Below are 24,067 nucleotides of genomic sequence, written 5' to 3'. Positions count from 1 at the left end.
AAGGCTATTTTATCATCAATCATCCAAAAAACTTAATTATCTAAAAGATAAAGCTTGTAATTCTCGATAATTGATCGTAATTTTTCACCATATTTCGGATCAGTAGCATATCCTGATTGTCTTAACGCAAGAATAGCTTGTTGATAATCAGTTGCCTCCCTAAAACTCTGGTAATTTTTTATTCTCCACGGAGTAGAGGTAAAGAACTTAGCATAGTCTGCTACACTTTCATTCCATGAATTATATTTTCTAAACAAGTGCTTTTCTTGCTTCTTCTCACCATCACGGTATTCATTGGTAATGATTTCAATTGTATCCCCCGTCCATGCAGCATTCGCTTTGATGCCAAAAAGATTATTCCCATGAGTCGCCAAGTATGACGTTCCCCATGCACTTTCTAGGATGGCTTGAGATAACATGACGCTAGAAAGGATAGAATTCGCTTTTGAATTTTGCTCAATTGCAGGCACTAGATTAGCTATGAAACTTTTCTGATCATTAGAAAGTCTTCCTGTTTCAATATCTGTACCTGCAATTCCTACTTTCCCTCAACAGCACCATACCAGTTCATTACACCTTGTGCCAATGCTTTCGCAAGGCGAGTGTGATAAGAATCTTGTTTGATAACTTGTAACTCCGAAGGATTATCCATAAATCCTAGCTCCACTAGAATAGCAGGAATTGCTGTCTCGCGAAGGACTGCAAAAGTTTCTCTTCTTACGCCACGGTTAACTGCACCTGTTTCTTTAATTAAACTCTCCTGAACCTTGTTAGCTAAAATCTCACTTTCAGCTAAACGAGTAGGGTTATTATGCATTTCTTTATTAATTTTAGGTTGGTATTCCGGATCGTATTGATACCAGTATGTTTCGATACCAGTTGCATTCGAAACTCCTGCACCCGTCGCATTAAAATGGATACTAATAAATAAGTCTGCGTTGCTTGCATTCGTCATTCGTGACCTCTCTGTTTTGAAGTCTACATCATAATCACCTGTACGGGTCATCAAAACATTGATTCCATATTTCAAGAGATTTTCACGCAACTTATTTGAAACAGACAAAGCAAGATTTTTTTCATGTACGCCTCCATAAGAAGCTCCTGAGTCTCGCCCTCCATGTCCTGGGTCAATATAGACTGTGTAGGAGCGTGTTGATGGCAATTCAACACTAGTACCGCCAACTGCTGTCATACTTCCATCTGTTCCGCGGTAGTAAACATGCGAAATGTACTTCCCTGAACTATATTTATGTTGGGTTTTGTTAATTCTTGCAAGGTAGCTGCCATCTGACTGGCGTGATGCTTCATGCCAAACAATATCATCCTGACCTCCTGATTCTGTCCAGGTCGGAACATAGACTTTGTCTAAACCACGCAGTGATGAAATATTAGTGATGCGAACATTGAAACTACCTGCTTGAACATTTACATCTGAAACTGTAATGGTGCCAGAAAGTTTTAATTCTGGCAATTCAACACTAACTCCGCCAATAGCAGTCATACTTCCATCGTGACCTCGGTAATAAACATGGGAGATATATTTACCGGATTCATATTTATGTTGGTTTTTGTTAATTCTTGCAAGGTAGCTGCCATCTGACTGGCGTGATGCTTCATGCCAAACAATATCATCCTGACCTCCTGATTCTGTCCAAGTCGGAACATAAACTTTGTCTAAACCACGCGGTGATGAAATATTAGTGATGCGAACATTGAAACTACCTGCTTGAACATTTACATCTGAAACTGTAATGGTGCCAGAAAGTTTTAATTCTGGCAATTCAACACTAGCTCCGCCAATTGCGGTCATACTTCCATCGTGACCTCGGTAATAAACATGGGAGATATATTTACCGGATTCATATTTATGTTGGGTTTTGTTAATTCTTGCAAGGTAGCTACCATCTGACTGGCGTGATGCTTCATGCCAAACAATATCATCCTGACCTCCTGATTCTGTCCAGGTCGGAACATAGACTTTGTCTAAACCACGCGGTGATGAAACGTTAGTAACACGAATATCGAAGGTACCTTGGGCATCGTTACGATTTTCAATTGTGATGGTGCCTGTAGGTTTTAATTCTGGCAATTCAACACTAGCTCCGCCAATTGCGGTCATACTTCCATCGTGACCTCGGTAATAAACATGAGAGATATATTTACCGGATTCATATTTATGTTGGGTTTTGTTAATTCTTACAAGGTAGCTGCCATCTGACTGGCGTGATGCTTCATGCCAAACAATATCATCCTGACCTCCTGATTCTGTCCAGGTCGGAACATAAACTTTGTCTAAACCACGCGGTGATGAAACGTTAGTAACACGAACATCGAAGGTACCTTGGGCATCGTTACGATTTTCAATTGTGATGATGCCTGTAGGTTTTAATTCTGGCAATTCAACACTAACTCCGCCAATAGCAGTCATACTTCCATCGTGACCTCGGTAATAAACATGGGAGATATATTTACCGGATTCATATTTATGTTGGGTTTTGTTAATTCTTGCAAGGTAGCTGCCATCTGACTGGCGTGATGCTTCATGCCAAACAATATCATCCTGACCTCCTGATTCTGTCCAGGTCGGAACATAAACTTTGTCTAAACCACGCGGTGATAAAACGTTAGTAACACGAATATCGAAGGTACCTTGGGCATCGTTACGATTTTCAATTGTGATGATGCCTGTAGGTTTTAATTCTGGCAATTCAACACTAACTCCGCCAATAGCAGTCATACTTCCATCGTGACCTCGGTAATAAACATGGGAGATATATTTACCGGATTCATATTTATGTTGAGTTTTGTTAATTCTTGCAAGGTAGTTACCATCTGACTGGCGTGATGCTTCATGCCAAACAATATCATCCTGACCTCCTGATTCTGTCCAGGTCGGAACATAGACTTTGTCTAGACCACGCGGTGACGAAACATTAGTAACACGAACATCGAAGGTACCTTGGGCATCGTTACGATTTTCAATTGTGATGGTGCCTGTAGGTTGTGTAACATTGACCGAACTGGAAGCTGTACTGACTCGAGCACTTGGAACACTTGTAGAGCCATTCGAACTTCCTGCAATCGTATTGGAAGAACTTCTGGTCAGCGAATTCGAAGTACTACTTGTTGTACCTGCTGTCAAACTAGAATTAACCGTTGAGCTTGTAGTAGTCGAAATTGCTTCCTCCTCAATTTTAGACGGAGTTGCATCACTATTATTCAAAGCAGTAGGCTTCTCAGCCGCGTTTACGACATCCTTCTTCCACTCGAAACTATAATCTGATAAGGTCTGAAAACTTCCATCTGTTAATTGTGCTGTTAACTTCAGCGAAAAGACTTGGTCTTCCTCCGCAAATGCAGACCGATCCAAAACCGCTACGTATCTACCCTGCTCATCCATTGAGAATGTGACCGTAATGCCGCTATTTGTTTCAGAGCTAAACTGGGCTGTAACACCAATAATTTCCCCTTGAATGTTCGACAGAATAGCTTTAATCTGACCAGCCTCATCAACGACAGATAGCTGCCCGCCAGTTTCAGCAACCTGAGATGAAGAAACTTGACTAGATGGGGCATTTACCATATCCGCTTGAACAAGCTGAGCATTCAACGCGGATGCACACAAAGAAAGAAATAACAACGTTCTTTTTTTCACAAATATCTCCTTTATGTATTTCACATGTAAAAACAACTATATTTCTCAAAATAGATGTAATTACACTAATCCTTTATTTTTCTTCTTGCTTCTTTGTCAATAGCCAACCAGCAAAAATTATTATGAGTCCTAATACAGTTAATGGAAGACCAGATTTCCCTGAGGTTTTTGGTAATACCTTAGCTTTATCATTTGGTATAACCTTTTTCTGACCTGCTTCGGAAATACTACCTTTTCCTGTAGCTACATCAGAAATCTGACCATCCCCTTGACCTGAAACATCTTGCAAATCATTTGAGTCATTTGAAACGCTTTGACTTGTTTGTGCCCCGGTATTTTCAATATTAGCTGTACTTTTATCCTCGACTTTTGATTGTAGACTAGCAGTTAGTTCTGCAATCTGTCGGTCTATTTCTGAAAAGTCATACGGAAATTTTGGTTGCGAAGCAGTTGCAAGAGCTTGACCATATCCTATAGTTGCAGATGTAATAGATTCTAAATTAGAGTTTCCACTTTCCAACAATCCAGCTAATTCTTGTCCAGTTGCTTCTGCATAAGCAATATAATTATCAATCGCTGCCGACTCTTTATTCAGTAGTTCAACGATAACTTCTCTAGCGTATTTCAATGCAGCCAACTCGGCTTCAGGAGTACTTGCATCATCTTCAGACTCGTACTTAGAAACTATAGCCGCTGCTTCTTCTCTTCCGCTTTTTCCAGCGACTGTAAGTGTCTCAAATAAGTAATGGTAATGTTGAGCTATGCTACCAATTAAATTTGCTTTAAGTTCATCTAAAACAACAACTTGCTCTGCTGTTAAGCTTGCCTTCAAGTCTGCAATTTCTTCATCCCATGTAGCTTCAGCACTACCCGATGCCATTTCTTCCATCATTCCCTCAAGAAACGCCAATCCATATTCTTGCATATCGATAGTCATTTTTGCTTGAATATATTCACGTACGGCAACTTTTTCATCATCAGTTAAATGATAGGTCGTACTTTGACTTGTCTCTGCTGCTACAACTGGAACTGCTCCGGACGGTAATATAGCACCTCCCAGTAAAGCAAGAAGGATTGCTGATGTCAATAACGGCTTAACAATCGCTTTCTTTTTCATACACATCTCCTGTAGACTATTTCTTTTCTTGTTTATAGAATGCTTCCAAAGCTTCTTGCCAAGTTGGGATGACAAAGCCTGTGGCTTTTGCCTTATCCAAGCTCATGGTTGAGTTGAATGGACGTTTTGCCTTGGCTGGGAACTGGCTAGAATCCACTGGCAATACCTTGGTATTAGTATCCTTAAGGATTTCCGTCGCAAAGTCAAACCAAGTCGTATCTTCTGCTGCATCGTTTGACAAATGGTAGTAACCAAATGCTTGCTTGGTGTCCACCAAGTGTACCATGAATTCCGCAAGTGTGCGTGTCCAGGTTGGACGACCGTGTTGGTCATTGACAACCGTCAAAGTATCGCGGGTTTCCGCAAGATTTTGCATGGTAAAAACAAAGTTTTTACCGTAGTTACCAAAGACCCAAGCTGTGCGAACAGTGTAGAACTTGTCTGCAAACTTCTCGACTGCTTCTTCACCCAAACGCTTGGTACGACCGTATTCAGATTGTGGATCTGGCTGGTCATCTACTTGCCACTCTTGACCGACTGGCAAATCACCATTGAAGACATAGTCCGTTGAGATATAAACAAGGGTTGCTCCGTATTTAGCAGCTGCCTTAGCAACATTTTCAGAGCCTGTTACGTTAATCTTGTAGTTGAGTTCTTTACCTTCATCTTCTGCCATATCAACAGCTGTGTAGGCTGCACAGTGGTAAACAACGCTTGGTTTGACTTCTGCAAAGAAGGCATCCACTTTATCTGCATCCGTGATGTCCATTTCTGCTACGTCAGCGGCAACGTACTCAACACCATGCTCATCCAAGAGATAACGCAATTCTGTACCCAACTGACCATTTGCACCTGTAATTAAAATCATATTTGCTCCTTATTTCAAGAAAGGCTTGGGCATGAGCCCTAGCCTTTAATAGTCTTATTTAATAACTTCCTGTGTCTTAGCATAGTTAGCTTCAACAGCTTCTTTTTCAGCCTTCCACCAGTCTTGGTTATCTGTGTACCACTGGATTGTTTCTTCCAAACCTTCAGAGAAGTTGGTAAACTGTGGTGTCCAGCCAAGCTCATCACGAAGTTTGCTTGCATCAATAGCATAGCGCAAATCGTGTCCTGCACGGTCAGTCACGTGATCGTAAGCATCTTTTGGTTGACCCATTTTTTCAAGAATCAATTCAAGCACTTCTTTGTTGTTCTTCTCACCGTCAGCACCGATTAAGTAAGTTTCACCCATACGGCCTTTTGTCAAGATTGCCCAAACACCAGTCGAGTGGTCGTTGGTATGAATCCAGTCACGGACGTTTTTACCTTCACCGTACAGTTTTGGCTTGATACCTGCCAAGATGTTGGTGATTTGGCGTGGGATAAATTTCTCGATGTGTTGGTAAGGACCGTAGTTGTTTGAACAGTTGGAAATAGTCGCTTTAACACCAAATGAACGCACCCATGCTTTAACAATCAAGTCTGAAGCAGCCTTGGTTGATGAGTACGGTGATGATGGGTTGTAGTTGGTTTCTGCTGTAAATTTCTCACCTGGACCCTCGCCATGACCTGGCAAATCTTCACGCAAAGGAAGATCGCCATACACTTCGTCAGTCGATACATGGTGGAAACGAATATCGTATTTACGAGCCGCTTCAAGCAAGGTGTAAGTACCGATAAAGTTGGTATGGATGAATGGGCTTGGATCGTTGAGGGAGTTGTCATTGTGGCTTTCTGCCGCATAGTGAACGATTGCATCTGCTTTAGCCGCCAATTTGTCAACCAACTCAGCATCTGCAATGTCGCCAACAACCAGCTCAACACGGTCACCAAGGATAGCTTCGATGTTAGCTTTGTTACCAGCATAAGTAAGTTTATCCAAAACAGTTACATGAACGTCTGGATGATTGTTATAAACATAGTGTACAAAGTTTGAACCGATGAAACCAGCTCCACCAGTTACGATAATATTTTTAAATTGAGACATTTTTTTCTCCGAATTTTTCTTATTTTGATAGTTTCCTTAGGTAGTGGGGACGCCAGCAAACCTTCGGTTTCATGGCTAAATTTTGAACCCAAGGTTTCAAAATTTCCCTGCAAGATTACGTAAAACGTAATCTCGGAACCTGTATTCACAAGTGAAGTACTTTTATATAAGAGATAGTTTTTCGCTAATCAAGGCAGTTTTTTGAGGGAATACTGACTGTATTCTGAAAAAAACTAACGATGAGTAGCTGAAAAAATAGCCTTAGATGAACGTACTGAACTATGAATGCAGGTTCCTATTTTCACTACGGCGGAAACTATCGCTATTGGCTCACTGTGCTCGCCTTCTTTAAATTACCAGACTACTTCAATACTTCTTCCAAGTAAGCAATCTTGGCAAAGTCTTTTTGATTATTGTTTTCTGCACGGTAGGAATCTTTTGAAGAGGCTTGGTAGATTTTCAGGTATTGTTCAAGTGTCGGTAGGTAATAGCGAACACCTGCTGTTTCTAGTTCTTCCAAATCTTCTAGCTCTACACCAGCAAATTCAGGCAGTGAATGCAGACCTCCGAATTCAACAGATAAGCCATCTTTATGAAATTCATGTTCGTGACGGTCAACCAGGACATAGCCGAGTTGATTCATCATGGCAATCAGCTCATCTGCACGGTAAATCCGTTCGTCGTCTGGGGCTTCCCAGCCACGTGGATCACTTGGAACATGAATATCTAAATCTCCTGCCTGCCAGTCCCTCCCTGTGCGCCTTTCCAAACCAACTGAGCCCATTAACAAGGGAGTGATTCCTAGCTTGTTTAACTGCTCTGCTATTTCCAAAAAGGCTTGAAACATTAGAGGTCCTCTTTTCTCAAAGGCTTCACATCTTTGAGAAGTGGGTGATTCTCATCTGCTTCTGAAACTTCTGCTTCTTCTAGGTTTTCCCACTGGATGTCGAGGCTAGGGTCAGCGTAGTTGACGAAAGCATACTTAGGCTTGAGTTCCAAAGCCCAGTAGTCGTTAACCAAGTAGCTGTAAGCCACGAAATCTGACAAAACTTGGAAACCATTGGCCACTCCGCGCGGAACGAAGATACCTTTTGAAGCATCGATAACGGTTTGATAGGTATTACCGAAGGTTTCGCCTTCACGAAGATCCACCCAAGTTCCCAAAACCTTACCGCCATCTGCCACTGAAATGTATTTATCCCAAGGCTCAGCGTGAAGACCACGAAGAACATTTTTGCGAGAGAAGGAAACATTATTTTGCAATTTTCCTTCTGCAAAGAAGCTTTCAGGGAAGCCGAGAGGCAACATCTTTTCCTTTTGGAAGTTCTCCTTAAACCAACCACGGTTGTCACCATGAACAGGAATGTCGAATTCTAACATTCCTGGAATAGCTTCAACTGGGCGAGCTGCTAGTGTTTTACCGAAAAAGTTTTCTGTCATTAGGCTTCTCCAATCAAACGGAGCAAGTATTGTCCGTATTCATTTTTCTTAAGTGGTTGCGCCAACTCGTGCACTTGTTCTTTGGTGATGTAGCCCATGCGATAGGCAATCTCTTCCAAGTTAGCCACTTGAACGTTTTGCAAACGTTGAACCGTTTCGATGTACTGTGCAGCTTCCAAGAGGCTTTCATGCGTACCTGTATCTAACCAGGCAAATCCACGGCCCATGAGCTCCACAGACAAGTCGCCACGCTCTAAGTAAGCCTTGTTGACATCTGTGATTTCCAACTCACCACGAGGTGAAGGCTTAATATTTTTGGCAATCTCCACAACATCATTGTCATAGAAATAAAGACCAGTAACCGCAAAATTTGATTTTGGCTCTTCAGGTTTTTCTTCGATAGAGATGGCATTCATATCTGCGTCAAACTCGACAACACCAAAGCGTTCTGGGTCTTTTACTTGGTAACCAAAGACAGTCGCGCCCTTTTCTTTGCTTGCTGCACGTTGCAACATCTTGGTCAATCCATTGCCGTGGTAGATGTTATCACCAAGGATTAAGGCTACATTGTCATCACCGATAAATTCTTCACCGATAATGAAGGCTTGCGCCAAACCATCTGGACTTGGTTGTTCTGCATATGAAAGTGAAATTCCAAGTTCAGAACCATCTCCTAACATATCCTTAAAACGTGGAAGATCTTGCGGAGTTGAAATAATCAAAATATCTTTGATTCCAGCCAACATCAATGTTGACAATGGATAATAGATCATTGGTTTATCGTAAATTGGCATCAACTGTTTTGAAGCTGCGCGCGTTAAAGGATACAAGCGTGTACCTGACCCACCAGCTAGAATAATACCTTTCATATAAGAGTACCTTCCCTAAATTAATATCAGTTCATTATACCATATTTTTAAAGATATTGTCATAAGAAAAAAGCCTGTAACAACAGACTTTAACAAATTATCCTAAGGCAACATCCAAAATCATCATGATGATAAAACCGGCCATTAAGCCCAGAGTTGCAATGTCCGTATTGCCATTTGTCTGCGACTCTGGAATGAGCTCTTCTACGACGACAAAAATCATGGCTCCTGCCGCAAAGGAGAGGGCATAAGGTAAAATAGGTGTCATAAAGGTGACCGCAAAAGCCCCTATGACTGCTGCAATCGGCTCGACAATTGCCGACATTGATCCCCAGTAAAAAGCCTTCCACCTAGATGCGCCGTCTGTACGAATTGGAATAGCCAAGGCTGCCCCTTCAGGAATATTTTGTATACCGATCCCAATAGCAAGGCCGATTGCACCAATAAAAGCTGCTGGACTATAGTTAGAAGCAAGTGCACCAAATGTCACACCGACCGCCAAGCCTTCAGGAATATTGTGAATTGTAATGGCTAAGAAGAGCAGGGCTGTTTTGGATAGATTTTTTCTCTCCTTCTCACCACCACCTTCTGCCTTGTCTTTATCATTTCCCAAATGTAAATGCGGAACCCAGGCATCTACCAAGCGTAAAAAAATACCACCTGCTGCAAAACCTACTGCTGCTGGTATCCAAGCCAAATTGCCGTATGAACTTTCAGCATACTCAATCGATGGAGCTAATAAAGACCAAAAAGAAGCCGCAATCATAACACCAGCTGCAAAGCCTAGCATGGTGTCTAGCAAACGACGACTAACTGTCTTAAAGAAAAATACAACGGCAGATCCCATAATCGTACAAAACCATGTGAATAAACCACCTAGCAAAGCCTGTAGAACTACAGACTGATTAGTAAACCAAGTCATAACTAACATCCTATCCTGTTTAATCTTGCATATCCTATAAATTAAGATACCCTAATTTATTATAAAATTCAAGCTTTTTCACTTAAATAAATAAGAAAATATCTAAAAAATAAAAGACCTAAAACCACATTAAATGTCGTCTTGGTCTTTCCATAATCAGGTACTGATTAATTTATCACAAATGTCTAAACGGATTGGTTGAAACAGTTGAAGGTAGAATTTCGACATCCCAACCTTCTTTTGCCTTCCAAGTTTCCAACAATTCAGCAATTTTCTTGATAAACAAGGCTTCGATATGGTGGCCTGGATCAATAGCCAGCAAGCCCTGGGTCAGCATGTCCTGCCCAGTATGGTAGTAAATATCGCCTGTGATGTAAACATCTGCTCCCTTGGCAAGAGCCTCATGGTAATAGGAACCACCACTGCCTCCACAGATGGCTACACGGCTGACATACTGCTTGGCTTGATGCCCATAGGTCACTAGACGGACAGCATCTAGACCAAAGACAGACTTGACTTTCAAAGCCAAATCCTCCAAAGTCTGCTCTGCTATTGTCCCCACACGACCAAGCCCCTGCCCCTCGGCAGTTTCAATCAAGTAGGTAGTATCTTGAATTTCTAATAGTTCACAGAACCAGTCGTTGAGACCACCCTCAACCACATCAATATCTGTATGACTGACATAGACTGCAATATTATGCTTAATCAAATCAAGATACATTTTAGTTTGCGGATTGTCTGCCACCAAATCCTTTATGGGACGAAAAATTGGAGCGTGCTTGACGATAATCAAATCCACCTTTTTATCAATCGCCTCTGCCACTGTTGTCTCACGAATATCCAGAGCCACCATGACACGTTGAATCTCTTTATTAAGGGTACCAATTTGCAGCCCTTTGACATCGCCTTCCATAGCCAAAGAAGAGGGGCAAAAGGCTTGATAGCGCTCAATAACCTGACTAGCTAACATGGAGTACCTCCTGAATTTGTTGGATTTTTTGGGAAATTGCAAAGCGGTCACCTTGGCGTTCAGATGGAACTTGTTCCAAAGCAAAACTTAATTTTTCAAGTTCTCTTCTCCACTTTTTGACGAAAACTGGTGAAGCCTCCTCTAGTAGATAGGGACCAAAACGATGTTCAACTTCTGATAATCTCATCTGTCCTGATTCTGCAACGAGGATTTCATATAACTTGCCATTTTCTTCCAGAATCTTTTCAGCAACCAATCTAAAACCATTTTTTTCCAACCATCGACGCACATCATCTTCACGATTATTTGGCTGGAGTATCAACCGTTCAATGGTCGCAAGCTTTTCTTTTCCTGCTTCTAAGATTTCTGCAATCAAGCGCCCTCCCATACCTGCTATGGTCACGGCAGTCATCTGGTCAGACATCTCAAACGCACCTAAGCCATTTGCTAAACGGACTAGAATTTTTTCTGTTTGTCCCGCCTGCTCTACATTCTGGAGCGCTGACTGATAGGGACCTTGAACGACTTCCCCTGCAATGGCAAAATCAATACGCCCCTGCTCTACCAAAAAAAGAGGGAGATAAGCATGGTCACTCCCTACATCGACTAGACGTGCCCCTTGTGGGACAAAACTTGCGACTGTTTCCAGCCTTTTAGATAATTTTGTTTCCATATCAATCTTTCCAGAGATCCATTGCATCAAGAAAGTCACTTGAAACAGTCACATTCTTAGGAGTCTGAATTTCTCTTTCTGCATTTTTCGCTTCTACTTGCGCAACTGTAGTAATTCCCTCACGGCGCCAGTTTCGTAGAATAGCTTGGATGTATTTCCAATTTGTTTTGTTGTTAAAAACAGCTTCTTTCAAGGCTGCACGAACCAAATCAATCGAAGTTTTGTCATCCTCAATAGTCTTCTGCAAATCTTCGATTTCAAACGGCGATAAAAAGCGGCCCAATTCACGTTCAAAATCACCCACCAAGGTCTTCAAATCATTCTCTGGCTGCACAATCTCAACTGCCTGTTTTGGAGTTAACAGAGCATCCAATTTTTCAAAAGCAGGAAGCGCATCGAATATCATTTCAATTTCACCAGCAATACTGATTGTCTTAAATTCTAAGAGTCCAGCATCTTGGAGATTTTCAATAGCTTGATTGACCTGGGCAACTGTTTTACCAGTAGCTTGAGCAATCTCACTAGGTGCTAATGATTCGATAGCTGAAGAATTTTGATAAAAGAAAAACTGCCAAATCAAAAAATCATCTGCCGACGGAAAAAGCTCTTGATAGTGGAATAATATTGCTGCTGGCAGGACCAAATGTCCCTGACGAAATTGCTGTGAATAGTTCATACTTCCTCTTTAAAGACTAGCTGACTGGGCTGATTGTTCAAAGATATGCCAGTCGTATGGAGTTTCTTGATAGACAGCGTAATTCACCCAGTTGGTAAAGAATTGTGCTGCTGGTAAATTCCAAGAGAGAGATGGTTTGCTTGTAGGGTCATCTTCTTTGAAATAATTTTCCGGTAAATGGGGATTTTTTCCAGCTATACAATCACGTTGGTATTCCTTAGCTAGGGTATCCCTATCATACTCTAAATGTCCAAAACTATAAATTTCTCTTAAATCCCTGCTGGCTAAAATGGATAGGCCAACTTCTGGACCTTGTGATAAAATCGTCAACCCACTCAGATGGGCAATATCTGCTTCTCTTACTTCCGTATAACGGGAGTGTGGTGAACGAAATTCATCGTCAAATCCACGCATAAGAGGGCTAGTTGGATTAGTCACTTCTTGACAATATACACCTGATAGTTTTCGAGACATACTGTGTTTGGGTACACCATAGCGTGCATACAAACCAGCCTGTGCTCCCCAACAAATGTGCAATGTTGAATAAACATGTGTTTTTGACCAATCAAAAACTTGAGTAAGTTCTTGCCAGTAATCAACTTCCTCAAAAGGTAAGTTTTCAACTGGTGCTCCTGTCACGATGAGCCCATCAAAATAGCTATCCCTGACCTGCTCAAAAGTCTTATAAAACTGCTTCAAATGGTCTGAGTGTGTATTTTTGGACTCGTGACTAGCCATGTAGAGAAATTCAACCTCTAGCTGTAAAGGAGTGTTAGCCAAAAGACGGAGCAACTGAGTCTCCGTCACGATCTTCTGTGGCATGAGATTGAGAATAAGGATTTTGATAGGACGAATGTCCTGATGACTAGCTCGGTCACTATCCATCACAAAAATATTCTCTTTTCTCAAAATTTCAACTGCTGGTAATGATTTTTCAATTTTAATTGGCATAAGCAACCTCCCAATTTTCTTATATTTATTATAAGACAGGTTGCTATGCAATTCAATTAGAATAAAAATAGGACCAGTTATAAGTTTTGGCTATAACCTTAGATTAATAGTGCATCAAAACCTTGTAGTCGTAATCGCCGATTGCTTCGCGGCCTTTCAAATCATCTAGCTCAATCAAGAAGGCACAGCCAGCAACGATACCGCCAAGCTTTTCAATCATTTCGATCGTAGCTTTTACAGTACCACCAGTTGCCAACAAGTCATCGACAATCAAGACACGTTGTCCTGGTTTGATTGCGTCTGCATGCATCGTCAATGTATCTACACCATATTCTTTTTCATAATCAGCTGAGATAACCTCACGTGGTAACTTACCTGGCTTACGAACTGGTGCAAAACCGATTCCCAATTCAAAGGCAACTGGACATCCAACAATGAAACCACGCGCCTCTGGCCCAACAATCATATCGATTTGCTTATCTGTCGCATACTGAACGATTTCACGTACTGCATAGCTATAAGCATTTCCATCTGCCATCAAAGGGCTAATGTCACGGAATTCGATACCTTCTTTTGGATAGTTAGGAATTGTTGCGATGTAATCTTTTAAGTTCATTTGTCTCTCTCTTTTTAAAAATAATTTTTACTCTTCATTATACCATGAAATTGTTTTTTGGTACATTTCAGACCTATATCTTTAGCAAATCGTCTCCTCACATTCGCCACACAAGCTGCCCTGCTATGCCCACCATAGGAAAAGCTTCCTTGCTGATTAAAGTAAGACTGCTCCCAGCCAACCTCATTTCTTCCTTTTTGGTAGCGACGAAAGCGAGTAGGCGATAAATAGACTCCCATCTTTGAGCGTAGCAATTCTTTCCGAAAAACGGGATCCTGCCTGCCAACTGGAGCCATATCAAGTTGTCTATGGCGCTTATTATTAGCTCTGGCATAATTGAAGGAAGCCCCGTTTACCACGCCATTGACCTGAGGTCGTTCTTCTAAAATCAAGGCAAATTGTCCATCTTGATTTAGGATAAATTCGCTGTGAAAATGAATCAAAATCTTCATATTGACTGGCAAGGTCTTCTGATTTTTCTTGCCGAACAGTTGTTTATTGTGTAGACGGGCAGATTCTCGTAAGCGGTAAGACCACCGAGGTAGGCTACGTAAATAGGCTACCAGAGCCTGCCAGTCTGTTTTTCCTTTTCCAAACTGCTGACGTACCCAAAAAGCCTGCTGATAGGAAATAAGGTAGCGCAGTTGATGGACCTGTCTGTTTAACGGCCGTTTGACTTCTAATTCTCGAACTGGAAAAGCCTTATCAACTAGCTTAGAAAAGTACCGCCAAAAGGGATGGTGTGGAGGACAATTCACATCCATCTTCTGCAAAAGTTCAGGTAATATCCCGTGACTTAATTCCTCAGGAAAATCTAACATATTCATACTTTGCTCCAATAAAGCCGTCGCTTTCTCTTGGCTTAAAGAGCGACTGTCAACTTTTATCAACTGATAAAAGCTAGTTGAGGCAAAAATAGCAGCTTCTTTTATGAAATTTTGAACAAATGCTGGGATGTCTTCTTGTTTTAGAGGCAACAGTTGTTTCAGGAAAACCTTTTTGATGGTTCTTTCTGACCATCCTACTCGCTGTAATTCAATCAGTGCGTGCTTTATTTCGGTTATCTGTTCAAGATTTTTCAACAGACTTTTTTGCCTGATAAACCTATAAGTGTAGTGAAGCGTTCCAATCACTCCAACAACAACCAGAGCTTCTACTGTCATCAAACGCGACCACATAGCCATTCATAAATTTCCTGAACGGTGCCAAGCGCCATTAACTCTTGCTGCATTACGGTTTGTTTTAAGTCTTGATAAATCTGACTTTCTGAAATCTCTCGCTTCTGCGCCTCTTTGTTGACCCGCATGACCCCATCCGTAATCGTGACGAATTCTAATTCTTGGAAAATCTGAATCATTTTAACCAATAGACTGTCCTTAATTTTTAAGTAACCAGCCAAATCTTTCAGTTTGTAGCGGACATCAAACTCATCAAATTGGTAAATAGTCTTATATAATTTAGCGAATTGTTCTCGGCTACCATAACCATCTAGATAGTACGGTTTGGCAATTTCATTTTTAAAATAAATGGCTTCAAATTCTCTTTCCTGAAAATAGCTACGCAGACTACTGAGGTCCTCAGGCAAGTTAGCCAAGACAATTGCTTTGTTATCTGCTACTGGATTTTCAATGTCCAAAATTGGGACTCCTACAGGAATAGGATGTTGTTTTCCACGAATATTATAAAGTTGAACACCATTGACCCGAGCATCAACCAACATGAGCTGAAGACTGGTATTGCCATTCCATTGGTTGACAGACAAGGTGACAGCTAGTTCTAAGCCCTTGGCCTGTGAAAATTCCAAGGCTAGATTGCCCTTACCAAAAGCAACCACATCAAATCCAGCAGCACCTTTAGTAATGCGTAGTTTCAAATGAGCATTATTCTGCCCCATGGTTCTTGCAGATTCCACCTGAAAGTCTCTGATGTAGAATACAGGCTTTTTATTATCCATGCCGTAAGGCGCAAGCTTCTCGAAAGATTTTAGAGTATCTAGGGTTAATTCCTCTAAATCCAATTCTTCATCTAAGACCAGCGAAGACTTGCTGGATAAATCCAATTTATTTTCGATAATGTAGTCTGCCAAGGTTAGAGCAAGCTCTTCGAGTTTGTCAACTTCCAAGGTCATACCTGCTGCACCAGCATGGCCACCAAAGGCGATAAATAGGTCCTGATGATCTTTAAGGGCCTTGAAAATGTCAACCGCTTCAACCGAACGAGCCGAACCCTTTGCCTTACCATCTTCAATAGACAAGACGATAACAGGCTGGTGCAATTCTTCTAGTAGGCGTCCTGCTACAATTCCTAAAACACCTGGGTTCCAACCTTCTTTAGCCAGAACTTGAACAGGTCTATCATGACGGAGCATGGTTTTTGCTTCATCGTAAATTGCTTGGACGACATCCTTACGCTCAACATTCTTACTGTCAATCATGAGAGCAATCTCATGGGCCTCTTCGTCATCAAAACCAGTCAGTAATTCGATGGCTGGATTAGGATCATCAAGTCGACCAAGGGCATTCAACCTCGGAGCAAGTTGGAAACCAACTGTTTCTTCATCAATACTGTCTATGTCAATACCAGCTATCTTTATCAACTCTTGCAAACCTGCTCGCTCAGTCTGTTTGAGAAGCGAGAGACCATATTTGACCATGACACGATTCTCATCGGTCAAGCTAACCATATCAGCGATGGTGCCAATTGCGACCAAATCCAGCAAGTCTGCATGAACAGTTTCAAGAAGAGCACAGGCCAATTTGAAAGCCACACCGCAACCTGCCAAATGTTTGAAGGGATAATTTCCCTCTGGATGCTCTGGATGTACAATCGCATAGGCATTGGGAAGGGTTTCCTGCATGGAATGGTGGTCTGTCACAACAACATCGACACCCATTTCCTGGGCATAGGCAATCGCTTCATGACCCGCTACGCCATTGTCCACCGTCACAATAAGAGAAATCCCCTGCTGCTCGATAAAATACTTGTAAACTGATTGATTTGGCCCATAGCCATCTGTGAAACGGTTGGGAAGATAAACTTGGACTTCTGCCCCCATTTCCTCCAGGGTTTCTTTCAGAATAGATGCCGAGGTCATGCCGTCTGCGTCATAATCTCCATAAATCAAAATTTGTTCGTAATCTTCGATTGCTCGGCGAATCCGCTCTACCGCCTTGTCCATATCATGTAGTAAATAGGGATCGTGAAGGTCTTCTAAGCTTGGTTGTAAGAAAGTATGCAATTCTTCCGCCGAATGGATGCCACGTTCATACAGCAACTTAGCTGCTACCGGGTCCACTCCTTCTTTTTTAGCAATTTTGATAAATTGTTCATCAGAAAAACCGGTCAATAATTGCCAGTCATAATTGGGTTTTATCACGTTTTTTTACTCCTTAATACTCAAAATCACAAGTAACCTGTAACTTTTCCGAGTATAAACTATCTTTCTATTATATCATTTTCCAAGAAAAATGGAGCAAGGTAAGACCGAAACAGAATGTCGATCCCTTGCTCCATGAAGAACTAATTAGTGCAATTTATAATAAAGGTGAAATAATTCGCAGTAGGGCTCCTCCCAAGCGCTTATACCAAGAGTACGTTTTATGGAAGGTTAGAAGGTTAATTTGCTGTGATTTTTTGAAGGAATGAGTAAAGTCATCCTTAATAGCTGCCAAAACTGCCGAGTGATTGTAAATATAGAGACCGCACTCAAAATTAAGATAAAAAGAGCGAAAATCCATATTCACCGTACCAACAGTAGCTTTCTTATCATCGACTAAAACAACTTTGGAATGGACAAACCCAGGCTGGAATTCAAAGATTTCAATTCCTGCTTCCAAGTAAGTCGGAAAATCAGTACGAGCAGCCAAATAAGCCGATTTTTTATCGTAGATATGCGGGAGCAGAATGCGAACCTCGACTCCACGCTTCGCAGCATAAGTCAAATTATCAATCATTTCATCATCCAACACTAAGTAGGGTGTCATGATATAAATATAATCCGTTGCCGACTGAATCATGTCTAGGCAGACTCGTTTGGCTACCTCATCTCCATCAAATGGATTCTCGCCATACGGAAGGAAGAAACCTTCAGCATCAATGGTTTCCGTCTCTAAATCTTTATGCGTTTTGAGATATTGTAGATCATCTGTCTCTGTCTTTTCATTGTAATTCCACATTTGAAGGAACATCAACGTAAAGTTTGCAACAGCTTCTCCCCTAATCATAATCGCTGCGTCTTTCCAGTAACCAAAACGCACTTTCTTGTTGATGTATTCATCTGCGATATTAATGCCACCAGTAAAGGCAACCTTTCCATCAATAATCGCAATTTTTCTATGGTCACGGTTATTTTGCACCGTAGATAAGGCTGGGATAATTTGAGAAAATACTTTGGCTTTTATCCCATATTTTCTCAAGGTTTTATAGTAATTATAGGGAAGATTGGTCAGTGAATTCATCCCATCATACATAAAACGAACTTCCACCCCTTGCGCTGCTTTTTCCTTCAAAATGTCAAGGATGGAATCCCACATATATCCCATATCGACAATAAAGTACTCCATGAAAATATACTGCTCTGCCTTTTTCAATTCTTCTAGTAGAGCTTCAAATTTTTCCTGACCTGTTGAAAAATAGACGGCATCCGTATTGGTATGAATTGGGTAGCCAACGTACTCACTCATAAAGTGAGCTAATTTCAGTTGCTCCTTATCTTCCCGCTCTAATGCCTTCATGACCTTTTCAGACGTCTTGCTATACTCCCGAAGTCTTTGTGCTTGCTTATGAAAATTTTTACGATAGCGTTTGGTTTCGATGTTGGACTGCAAAATAAAATAGAATAGAGCACCAAAAATCGGAATACCAATGACAAAAACAATCCAGGTTAACTTAAAACTGGTATTCATCGGTCTATTGATGATTGAAATAGCTACAAAAATCGAAAAAATTTGCAAAACAATCAATAAAGCAGGCATATAGGTAGCTGCCGAACCTACCAACCATAGAATAAGGAAAATGGTTAGAACAATCAAACTAATGACGATAAAGGTCCGACTGTATATAATTTTCCAAAGTTTTTCCATACATCTCTCCCTTATTTTTTTACCATTATAACAGATTTTAGTTCATTATCCTACTCAAAATAAATAGTCTTTATGATCCGATATTTCTGAATATTTTAAATATATAAACATATTTAACTCATATTGTAAAGACATATATTTTTTGATAAGATAGGCATGAAATAACCCGTTTTAATTTACTACCCCGTACACATTATCAAAAGGAGGAAGTTCGCATGAAACTTTCATATAAGAAAAGGCTGTTGAATCAAGTCCTGCTTGCCTCAACAGTTCTTTTAGCTGCATCTCTCACTCAGGGAACGGTCTTCGCAAATACAGAGGAGATGCCAACTACTGCTAGTGAAACAGTGACTCCACTGCCTGAAGAGACTCCTATCATGGAAACTAGCACAAGCGAAGCTACAGATAATCTTGTAGACGGGAAGGAGACAGAAAAACAAACTGAAGAAATAGCAGATACTTCTCCTACACCTGTTTCCACAGAAGAAGATACAACATCTTCCGAGCCCAATACCGAGGAAACTACGCTCAGATCAGCTAATAATGATAGTCGGGATCCTACAGAAGAAAAATCTGCCACACCGACTATTGATACAATTACACTCGAAACAAAAACTGTCTATCTATCGGAAGCAGTCACTATCACAGAATCCGTCACTCTTCCAGATACGACTGAAAAAATAGAATGGACATTGGATGGAAAGCCTATCTCCGAATGGAAAACATGGAATTTGAAAGAGGGAGATTTCACAGGCGATACATTTATCACAGTAGAAGAAAGCAGACAGGATAACCAACTTCATTTGAATATCCAGCTCGCAGCTCTCTTTGGAGAAGATTTGAGTAAACGGACACCGAGTAATATTCGCCGTACCTATCGACATTTTATAAAAGATATGCTATTGGAAGGTACTAGTGCCGATGGAAACTTGATCATTTCAAAAACTCTTCATTTCCGTCCTTATGAAGCCTACCGTACACATGAGGAAATGTTGACAGAGATTGAGGAAACTAAAAATAATGCCGCGACCGACCGCTTAGTAAGGATTGAGTCAATTGGTCAATCAGCTGAAGGTAGAGATATTAAAATGGCTGTTGTAGCTAAAAATCAAGCAAGTATTGATAAATACCTTACTGAAACAACACCACTCATGCTGACCCAACCCGACCAGATGCTGAAAGAGTTGCAAGCTGGAACCTTCGACTATAAATTACCTATTCTCATCAACAACACTCATGCTGATGAACAACCCGGCATAGATGTAGTAACTAGCCTATTCAAAGAATTTGCACAAAAAGATACCATTACTTTCCCATCTACAGATGCCGATGGAAATCCTGTTACTCTTCATTTAAAAGTGACAGATTTGTTAGATAAATTTATCTTCTTGTTCAATTTCACAGAAAATCCTGATGGCGATGTTAAAAACTTGCGTTCACTAGTAAATGGTTTGGACCCTAACCGTGATACTGGTTTCCAAGTGAATCCAGAAACACAAGCCATCGTCCGTCAAATCCACAAATGGAATCCAATATCTGTTTTAGATATTCATGGTTTTGTATCTGGATTTCTCATCGAGCCTGCCACTCCGCCACATGACCCGAACTTTGAATATGATTTACTAGCCGATATTATGCTGGAAAAAGCTCATGAAATGGGCCGAGCAGGTATTGCAAATTCTAAATATGAACGCTATACCATCCCTAAAGTCCACTGGGGAGATGGTTGGGACGATTCCTTCTCAGGCTATACAGCGGTGTATGCAATGTATCACGGTATTCTTGGACACACGATCGAAATTCCAGAAGGAAATCAAGAATCATTCAAGGCTGGATTCTTTGCTGTTTTGGGCGGTGTTCACAATATGGCAACCAAACCAGACAGTCTCATGGAAATGCGTCTCAAATACTATTCACGCGGTGTCAATAAGGTAGAAGATCCAAAAGCAGAGTCTGAATTAGTCGGACCAGACGGAGCTGTTGTCGGACGTGTCAAAAAAGACCAGCCAAAATTCTTCCCAGACTACTATGTGATTCCTATGACGCTCGATAAACACAACGATATGCAAGAAGCCTTTAAGATGATTGAATATTTCAATCGTAATGGGGTTATTGTCAAGGAATTAACTGAAGATGTTGGAAACTTCCGCAAGGGCGACCTAGTTGTCGATATGGCTCAAGCCAAACGAGGATTCGCTAACCATGTCCTCTACGCTGGTTCTGATGAATCTGCTTGGGGAGCCATGTATGCTGAATTGGTGGTCAACTTCCCAGATATGAAAGGCTTTAGCGCCAAGGCTGTATTTGAAGAAAATGCCTTTAGCGGCAAATTAGGTAGCATCACATGGACAAAAGCTCCACGTACTACGGAAATTGATTTCAAAGCGCCTTACTATATCGTTGCAAACACATCTGAAAGCGCCGTTCAGGCCATTAATCAAGCCATCAAATCAGGCGCTAAGGTCTACCTTACAGACGATGGCTACATCATGGAAACTAACCAATTTAGCCACTTGCTGGACACCTATGCTCTATACGGCGAACCTCTCTATAAGAAGCCTCTTGGACAAGAATTGAAAGCAATGAAGGTGTATGCTCCTTCTCACTCTTATAGTTGGGCAGGCGACTTTGCCATTCTTGCAAATGCTGCACTTGCGGTAGAACGAATGGGGTTTGAAATTGTCAATAGCCCAGATGAGGCTGATGCTATCATTCTCGAATCAGATCAATTCGATGCTAGTGTATTTGGTAAGAAACCAATCATCATCGTAGGTGGTGTCGCCATGCAAAAACTGGAGGAATTAGGAATCTTAGCAGGTTTCAATGCGGAACAATTTACAGATGGTGGTGACTATGAAGGTCTCATGCGGGCTATTATTGATGATAAAGATCCATTAACAAGTGGCTACGCTATGAATGGACTTTTCTATTCCAACTCCGGTAATTGGATTGAAGGCATTCCTGAAGGATTTAAAACACTTGTTAAAATTGCTGACAAAGATTATTATATCGCAGGGTGGTGGCCTGGTCATGACAAATTAGCCAATAAAATTGTCGCCATCGCTGGAAATTATCAAGACCAACCTGTCTTTATCTATGCAGGTAATCCAACAAACAAGGTCCACCCTGTTCACTTCTTCCGTTGGGTGTCCAACGCCCTCTTTGGTAGCCAATTAGCAACCTTAGAAGACTTACCAGCTGTAGAAATTCTTGTACCGCAACCTGAAATGCCAAAAAATATTCTGGATGAGGCGCCAAAAACTACTACAGTAGTACATACCACCAAGTCTACCGATGCAAAACAACTACCTCAAACAGGTGAAAAAACAAACTATATCGCTATCGCATTAGGTAGCCTACTTCTAGGCAGTATCTCCTTACGTAGAAAAAAGCGTAGCTAGTATACACGAAAACGCCGAGTGTTATTTCGGCGTTTTTCTATGCTTATTTTAAATTAAATACTGTACTGGCCAAGTAGTCTGCTATTCTTGGAAAGAGAGTATAGAGTTTATGAGCAGCTGCTAGTGACCAGGGCAGATTGATGTCTCGTTTCTTCGTCCCCATAGCTGCCACGATTTTCCGAGCCACATAATCTGGTTGCAACAAGAAAGCCTTGACGCTCTCTTGATAGCTTCCATCCGGATCTGCTTGGTCGAAAAAGCTGGTTGCGATTGGACCTGGATTGACCGTAGTAACCGTCACACCATACTGGGCTAATTCCAAGCGAATGGTATTAGAAAAACCCATAGCTGCAAACTTGGTCGCCGAATAAACTGACGATTTACTTGAAGCAATCAAGCCTGACATGGAAATGATATTGATAATCTGTCCGCTCCGTCTAGCTTTCATACGCTTGCCTACTAAACGGCACATGGTCATCAGAGCAAAAGTATTGATGTCAAACATAGCCTGCACCTGATGGCTGGAAAAATTCTCAAAATCATCGTAAATGGCATAGCCAGCGTTATTGACTAAAATATCAATCTGACCAAACTGACTATCCAGTTCATCGAAAAATGCCGTCAGAGCTATTTCATCTCGGATGTCTACATCAAAGACAGCCTTTTTTTCATGGTAAGCATAGAGCTGCTCAATTTTTTCGACATCACGACCTAGTAAAATCAAAAAATCATCCTTCAGCAATGGCACCATTTCCTGTACCAAGCCACCAGAAGCACCTGTGATTAGAATGGTTCTCATAGCTCAATTTCCTCTAAATCCTTGACAATATGAACCTGCTCGAAAATAGTACTTGCATCTTTCCGTAATTGACTAATATCCTTTGATAAAAATCGTGGACTGATATGATTAAGCAAGAGCTGCTTGACACCAGCATCCTTGGCAACCTGAGCGGCTTCCATATTGGTCGAATGCCCATGCTTGCGAGCAATCTTCTCATCGCCTTTTCCGTAAGTCGCCTCATGCACCAGCACATCAGCATTGACAGCCAGACGGACACTGGCATGACACTTGCGCGTATCACCTAGAATGGTCACTACCTTACCAGGCCGAGGAGGAGAAATATAGTCGCTGGCAATGATTTCCCTGCCGTCCTCCAAGGTCACGTTTTGACCGTTTTTGATTTTTCCAAAAAGGGGGCCAAATGGTACACCTGCCGCGCGCAGAGCCTCTGCATCCAATGTCCCTTCCAAATCTTTCTGGATGACACGATAGCCGACACAAGGAATGGTATGGTCCAGCTTTTCAGCGAATACCGTGAATTTGTCCGTTTCTAGGACCTGACCAACTGTATCAACATCAAATTCATGAAAATGAATGCGATAAGGTAGGCGTGTCCCTGAAACTTTCAAACTTGCCAAGACAAAGGAACGGATGCCAACAGGACCGTAAATATCAATATCAGTCTGCTCCTCACTTGACTGGAAAGAACGGCTAGACAAAAAACCTGGCAGTCCAAAAATATGGTCTCCGTGCAGGTGAGTGATAAAGATTTTTGCGACCTTACGTGGACGAATAGTCGTTTCCAAGATTTGATTTTGAGTTCCTTCGCCACAGTCAAATAACCAAACCTGATTGATTTCATCCAAGAGTTTCAAGGCCAAACTGGATACATTTCGAGCCTTGGAGGGCTGACCAGCCCCCGTACCTAAAAATTGAATTTGCATTG

General features: G+C 41.4%; 20 protein-coding genes. 1 reads left to right on the top strand and 19 read right to left on the bottom strand.

Features of this window, described 5'->3' with window-relative positions:
* Positions 1 to 32: 32 nt before the first annotated feature.
* From K5Q22_RS03415 to cls, 17 genes are all read right to left on the bottom strand, one after another.
* The gene (locus K5Q22_RS03415) at positions 33 to 470 is read right to left on the bottom strand and encodes a glycoside hydrolase family 73 protein (protein WP_228381815.1); all 438 of its coding nucleotides are present in this window, start codon (positions 468 to 470) and stop codon (positions 33 to 35) included.
* 68 nt (positions 471 to 538) lie between these two features.
* Positions 539 to 3,655 (bottom strand): GBS Bsp-like repeat-containing protein, encoded by a 3,117-nt coding sequence (locus tag K5Q22_RS03410; RefSeq protein ID WP_253219424.1) that lies wholly within the window; start codon positions 3,653 to 3,655, stop codon positions 539 to 541.
* A gap of 73 nt (positions 3,656 to 3,728) precedes the next feature.
* Positions 3,729 to 4,772: an LPXTG cell wall anchor domain-containing protein gene (locus K5Q22_RS03405; RefSeq protein ID WP_205013546.1), complete on the bottom strand. Its 1,044-nt coding sequence runs from the start codon at positions 4,770 to 4,772 to the stop codon at positions 3,729 to 3,731.
* Between the two features lie 16 nt (positions 4,773 to 4,788).
* On the bottom strand, positions 4,789 to 5,640 hold the full coding sequence (gene rfbD, locus K5Q22_RS03400; protein WP_205013545.1) for a dTDP-4-dehydrorhamnose reductase: 852 nt from the start codon (positions 5,638 to 5,640) through the stop codon (positions 4,789 to 4,791).
* A gap of 54 nt (positions 5,641 to 5,694) precedes the next feature.
* Positions 5,695 to 6,741, bottom strand: coding sequence for a dTDP-glucose 4,6-dehydratase (gene rfbB, locus K5Q22_RS03395; RefSeq protein WP_024411830.1), 1,047 nt, complete (start codon positions 6,739 to 6,741; stop codon positions 5,695 to 5,697).
* 361 nt (positions 6,742 to 7,102) lie between these two features.
* Positions 7,103 to 7,588, bottom strand: coding sequence for a phosphoribosylanthranilate isomerase (locus K5Q22_RS03390; RefSeq protein WP_105150850.1), 486 nt, complete (start codon positions 7,586 to 7,588; stop codon positions 7,103 to 7,105).
* Positions 7,588 to 8,181: a dTDP-4-dehydrorhamnose 3,5-epimerase family protein gene (locus K5Q22_RS03385; RefSeq protein WP_014637724.1), complete on the bottom strand. Its 594-nt coding sequence runs from the start codon at positions 8,179 to 8,181 to the stop codon at positions 7,588 to 7,590. Before K5Q22_RS03385 ends, K5Q22_RS03390 begins: the two co-directional genes overlap by 1 nt.
* Positions 8,181 to 9,050: a glucose-1-phosphate thymidylyltransferase RfbA gene (gene rfbA / locus K5Q22_RS03380; RefSeq protein WP_015646663.1), complete on the bottom strand. Its 870-nt coding sequence runs from the start codon at positions 9,048 to 9,050 to the stop codon at positions 8,181 to 8,183. The genes K5Q22_RS03385 and rfbA overlap by 1 nt, the downstream gene beginning before the upstream one ends.
* A 97-nt stretch (positions 9,051 to 9,147) precedes the next feature.
* Positions 9,148 to 9,972, bottom strand: a complete 825-nt coding sequence (locus K5Q22_RS03375) for a ZIP family metal transporter (RefSeq protein WP_024410284.1) — start codon at positions 9,970 to 9,972, stop codon at positions 9,148 to 9,150.
* Positions 9,973 to 10,147: 175 nt separating this feature from the next.
* On the bottom strand, positions 10,148 to 10,942 hold the full coding sequence (locus tag K5Q22_RS03370) for a Nif3-like dinuclear metal center hexameric protein (protein WP_205013544.1): 795 nt from the start codon (positions 10,940 to 10,942) through the stop codon (positions 10,148 to 10,150).
* Entirely contained in the window at positions 10,932 to 11,615 is a 684-nt protein-coding gene (locus K5Q22_RS03365) for a tRNA (adenine(22)-N(1))-methyltransferase TrmK (protein WP_029185925.1), read from the bottom strand. The genes K5Q22_RS03370 and K5Q22_RS03365 overlap by 11 nt, the downstream gene beginning before the upstream one ends.
* A 1-nt stretch (position 11,616) precedes the next feature.
* A complete protein-coding gene (locus K5Q22_RS03360; RefSeq protein WP_024399480.1) occupies positions 11,617 to 12,291 on the bottom strand; it encodes a DnaD domain-containing protein in 675 nt (224 codons plus the stop codon).
* A gap of 9 nt (positions 12,292 to 12,300) precedes the next feature.
* Positions 12,301 to 13,242, bottom strand: a complete 942-nt coding sequence (gene metA / locus K5Q22_RS03355) for a homoserine O-succinyltransferase (protein WP_205013543.1) — start codon at positions 13,240 to 13,242, stop codon at positions 12,301 to 12,303.
* A gap of 103 nt (positions 13,243 to 13,345) precedes the next feature.
* A complete protein-coding gene (locus K5Q22_RS03350; protein WP_002937136.1) occupies positions 13,346 to 13,858 on the bottom strand; it encodes an adenine phosphoribosyltransferase in 513 nt (170 codons plus the stop codon).
* Positions 13,859 to 13,872: 14 nt separating this feature from the next.
* Complete coding sequence (locus K5Q22_RS03345) at positions 13,873 to 15,042, bottom strand: DUF3114 domain-containing protein (protein ID WP_205013542.1); 1,170 nt, start codon at positions 15,040 to 15,042, stop codon at positions 13,873 to 13,875.
* A complete protein-coding gene (gene recJ, locus K5Q22_RS03340; protein ID WP_205013541.1) occupies positions 15,021 to 17,234 on the bottom strand; it encodes a single-stranded-DNA-specific exonuclease RecJ in 2,214 nt (737 codons plus the stop codon). The genes K5Q22_RS03345 and recJ overlap by 22 nt, the downstream gene beginning before the upstream one ends.
* A 157-nt stretch (positions 17,235 to 17,391) precedes the next feature.
* Entirely contained in the window at positions 17,392 to 18,939 is a 1,548-nt protein-coding gene (gene cls, locus K5Q22_RS03335; protein ID WP_024407402.1) for a cardiolipin synthase, read from the bottom strand.
* A 215-nt stretch (positions 18,940 to 19,154) separates the two neighbouring features.
* On the opposite strand from cls, the gene K5Q22_RS03330 reads away from it, so the two are divergent.
* The gene (locus tag K5Q22_RS03330) at positions 19,155 to 22,340 is read left to right on the top strand and encodes a M14 family zinc carboxypeptidase (protein ID WP_205013540.1); all 3,186 of its coding nucleotides are present in this window, start codon (positions 19,155 to 19,157) and stop codon (positions 22,338 to 22,340) included.
* 43 nt (positions 22,341 to 22,383) lie between these two features.
* Here the strand turns inward: K5Q22_RS03330 and K5Q22_RS03325 are convergent, their stop codons facing one another.
* Together K5Q22_RS03325 and rnz are read right to left on the bottom strand one after the other, a co-directional pair.
* Positions 22,384 to 23,139, bottom strand: coding sequence for an SDR family oxidoreductase (locus K5Q22_RS03325; RefSeq protein ID WP_205013539.1), 756 nt, complete (start codon positions 23,137 to 23,139; stop codon positions 22,384 to 22,386).
* Positions 23,136 to 24,065 carry a ribonuclease Z gene (gene rnz, locus K5Q22_RS03320; protein WP_044693944.1) on the bottom strand — a complete coding sequence of 310 codons (930 nt, stop codon included), beginning with the start codon at positions 24,063 to 24,065 and terminating at the stop codon, positions 23,136 to 23,138. The genes K5Q22_RS03325 and rnz overlap by 4 nt, the downstream gene beginning before the upstream one ends.
* Between the last annotated feature and the right edge of the window lie 2 nt (positions 24,066 to 24,067).

The organism is Streptococcus sp. 2018162, from assembly GCF_019754175.1.
Classification (GTDB): Bacteria; Bacillota; Bacilli; order Lactobacillales; family Streptococcaceae; genus Streptococcus; species Streptococcus hashimotonensis.
Note: the sequence above shows the minus strand (reverse complement) of the source record. Positions and strands in the feature narration are given on the sequence as shown.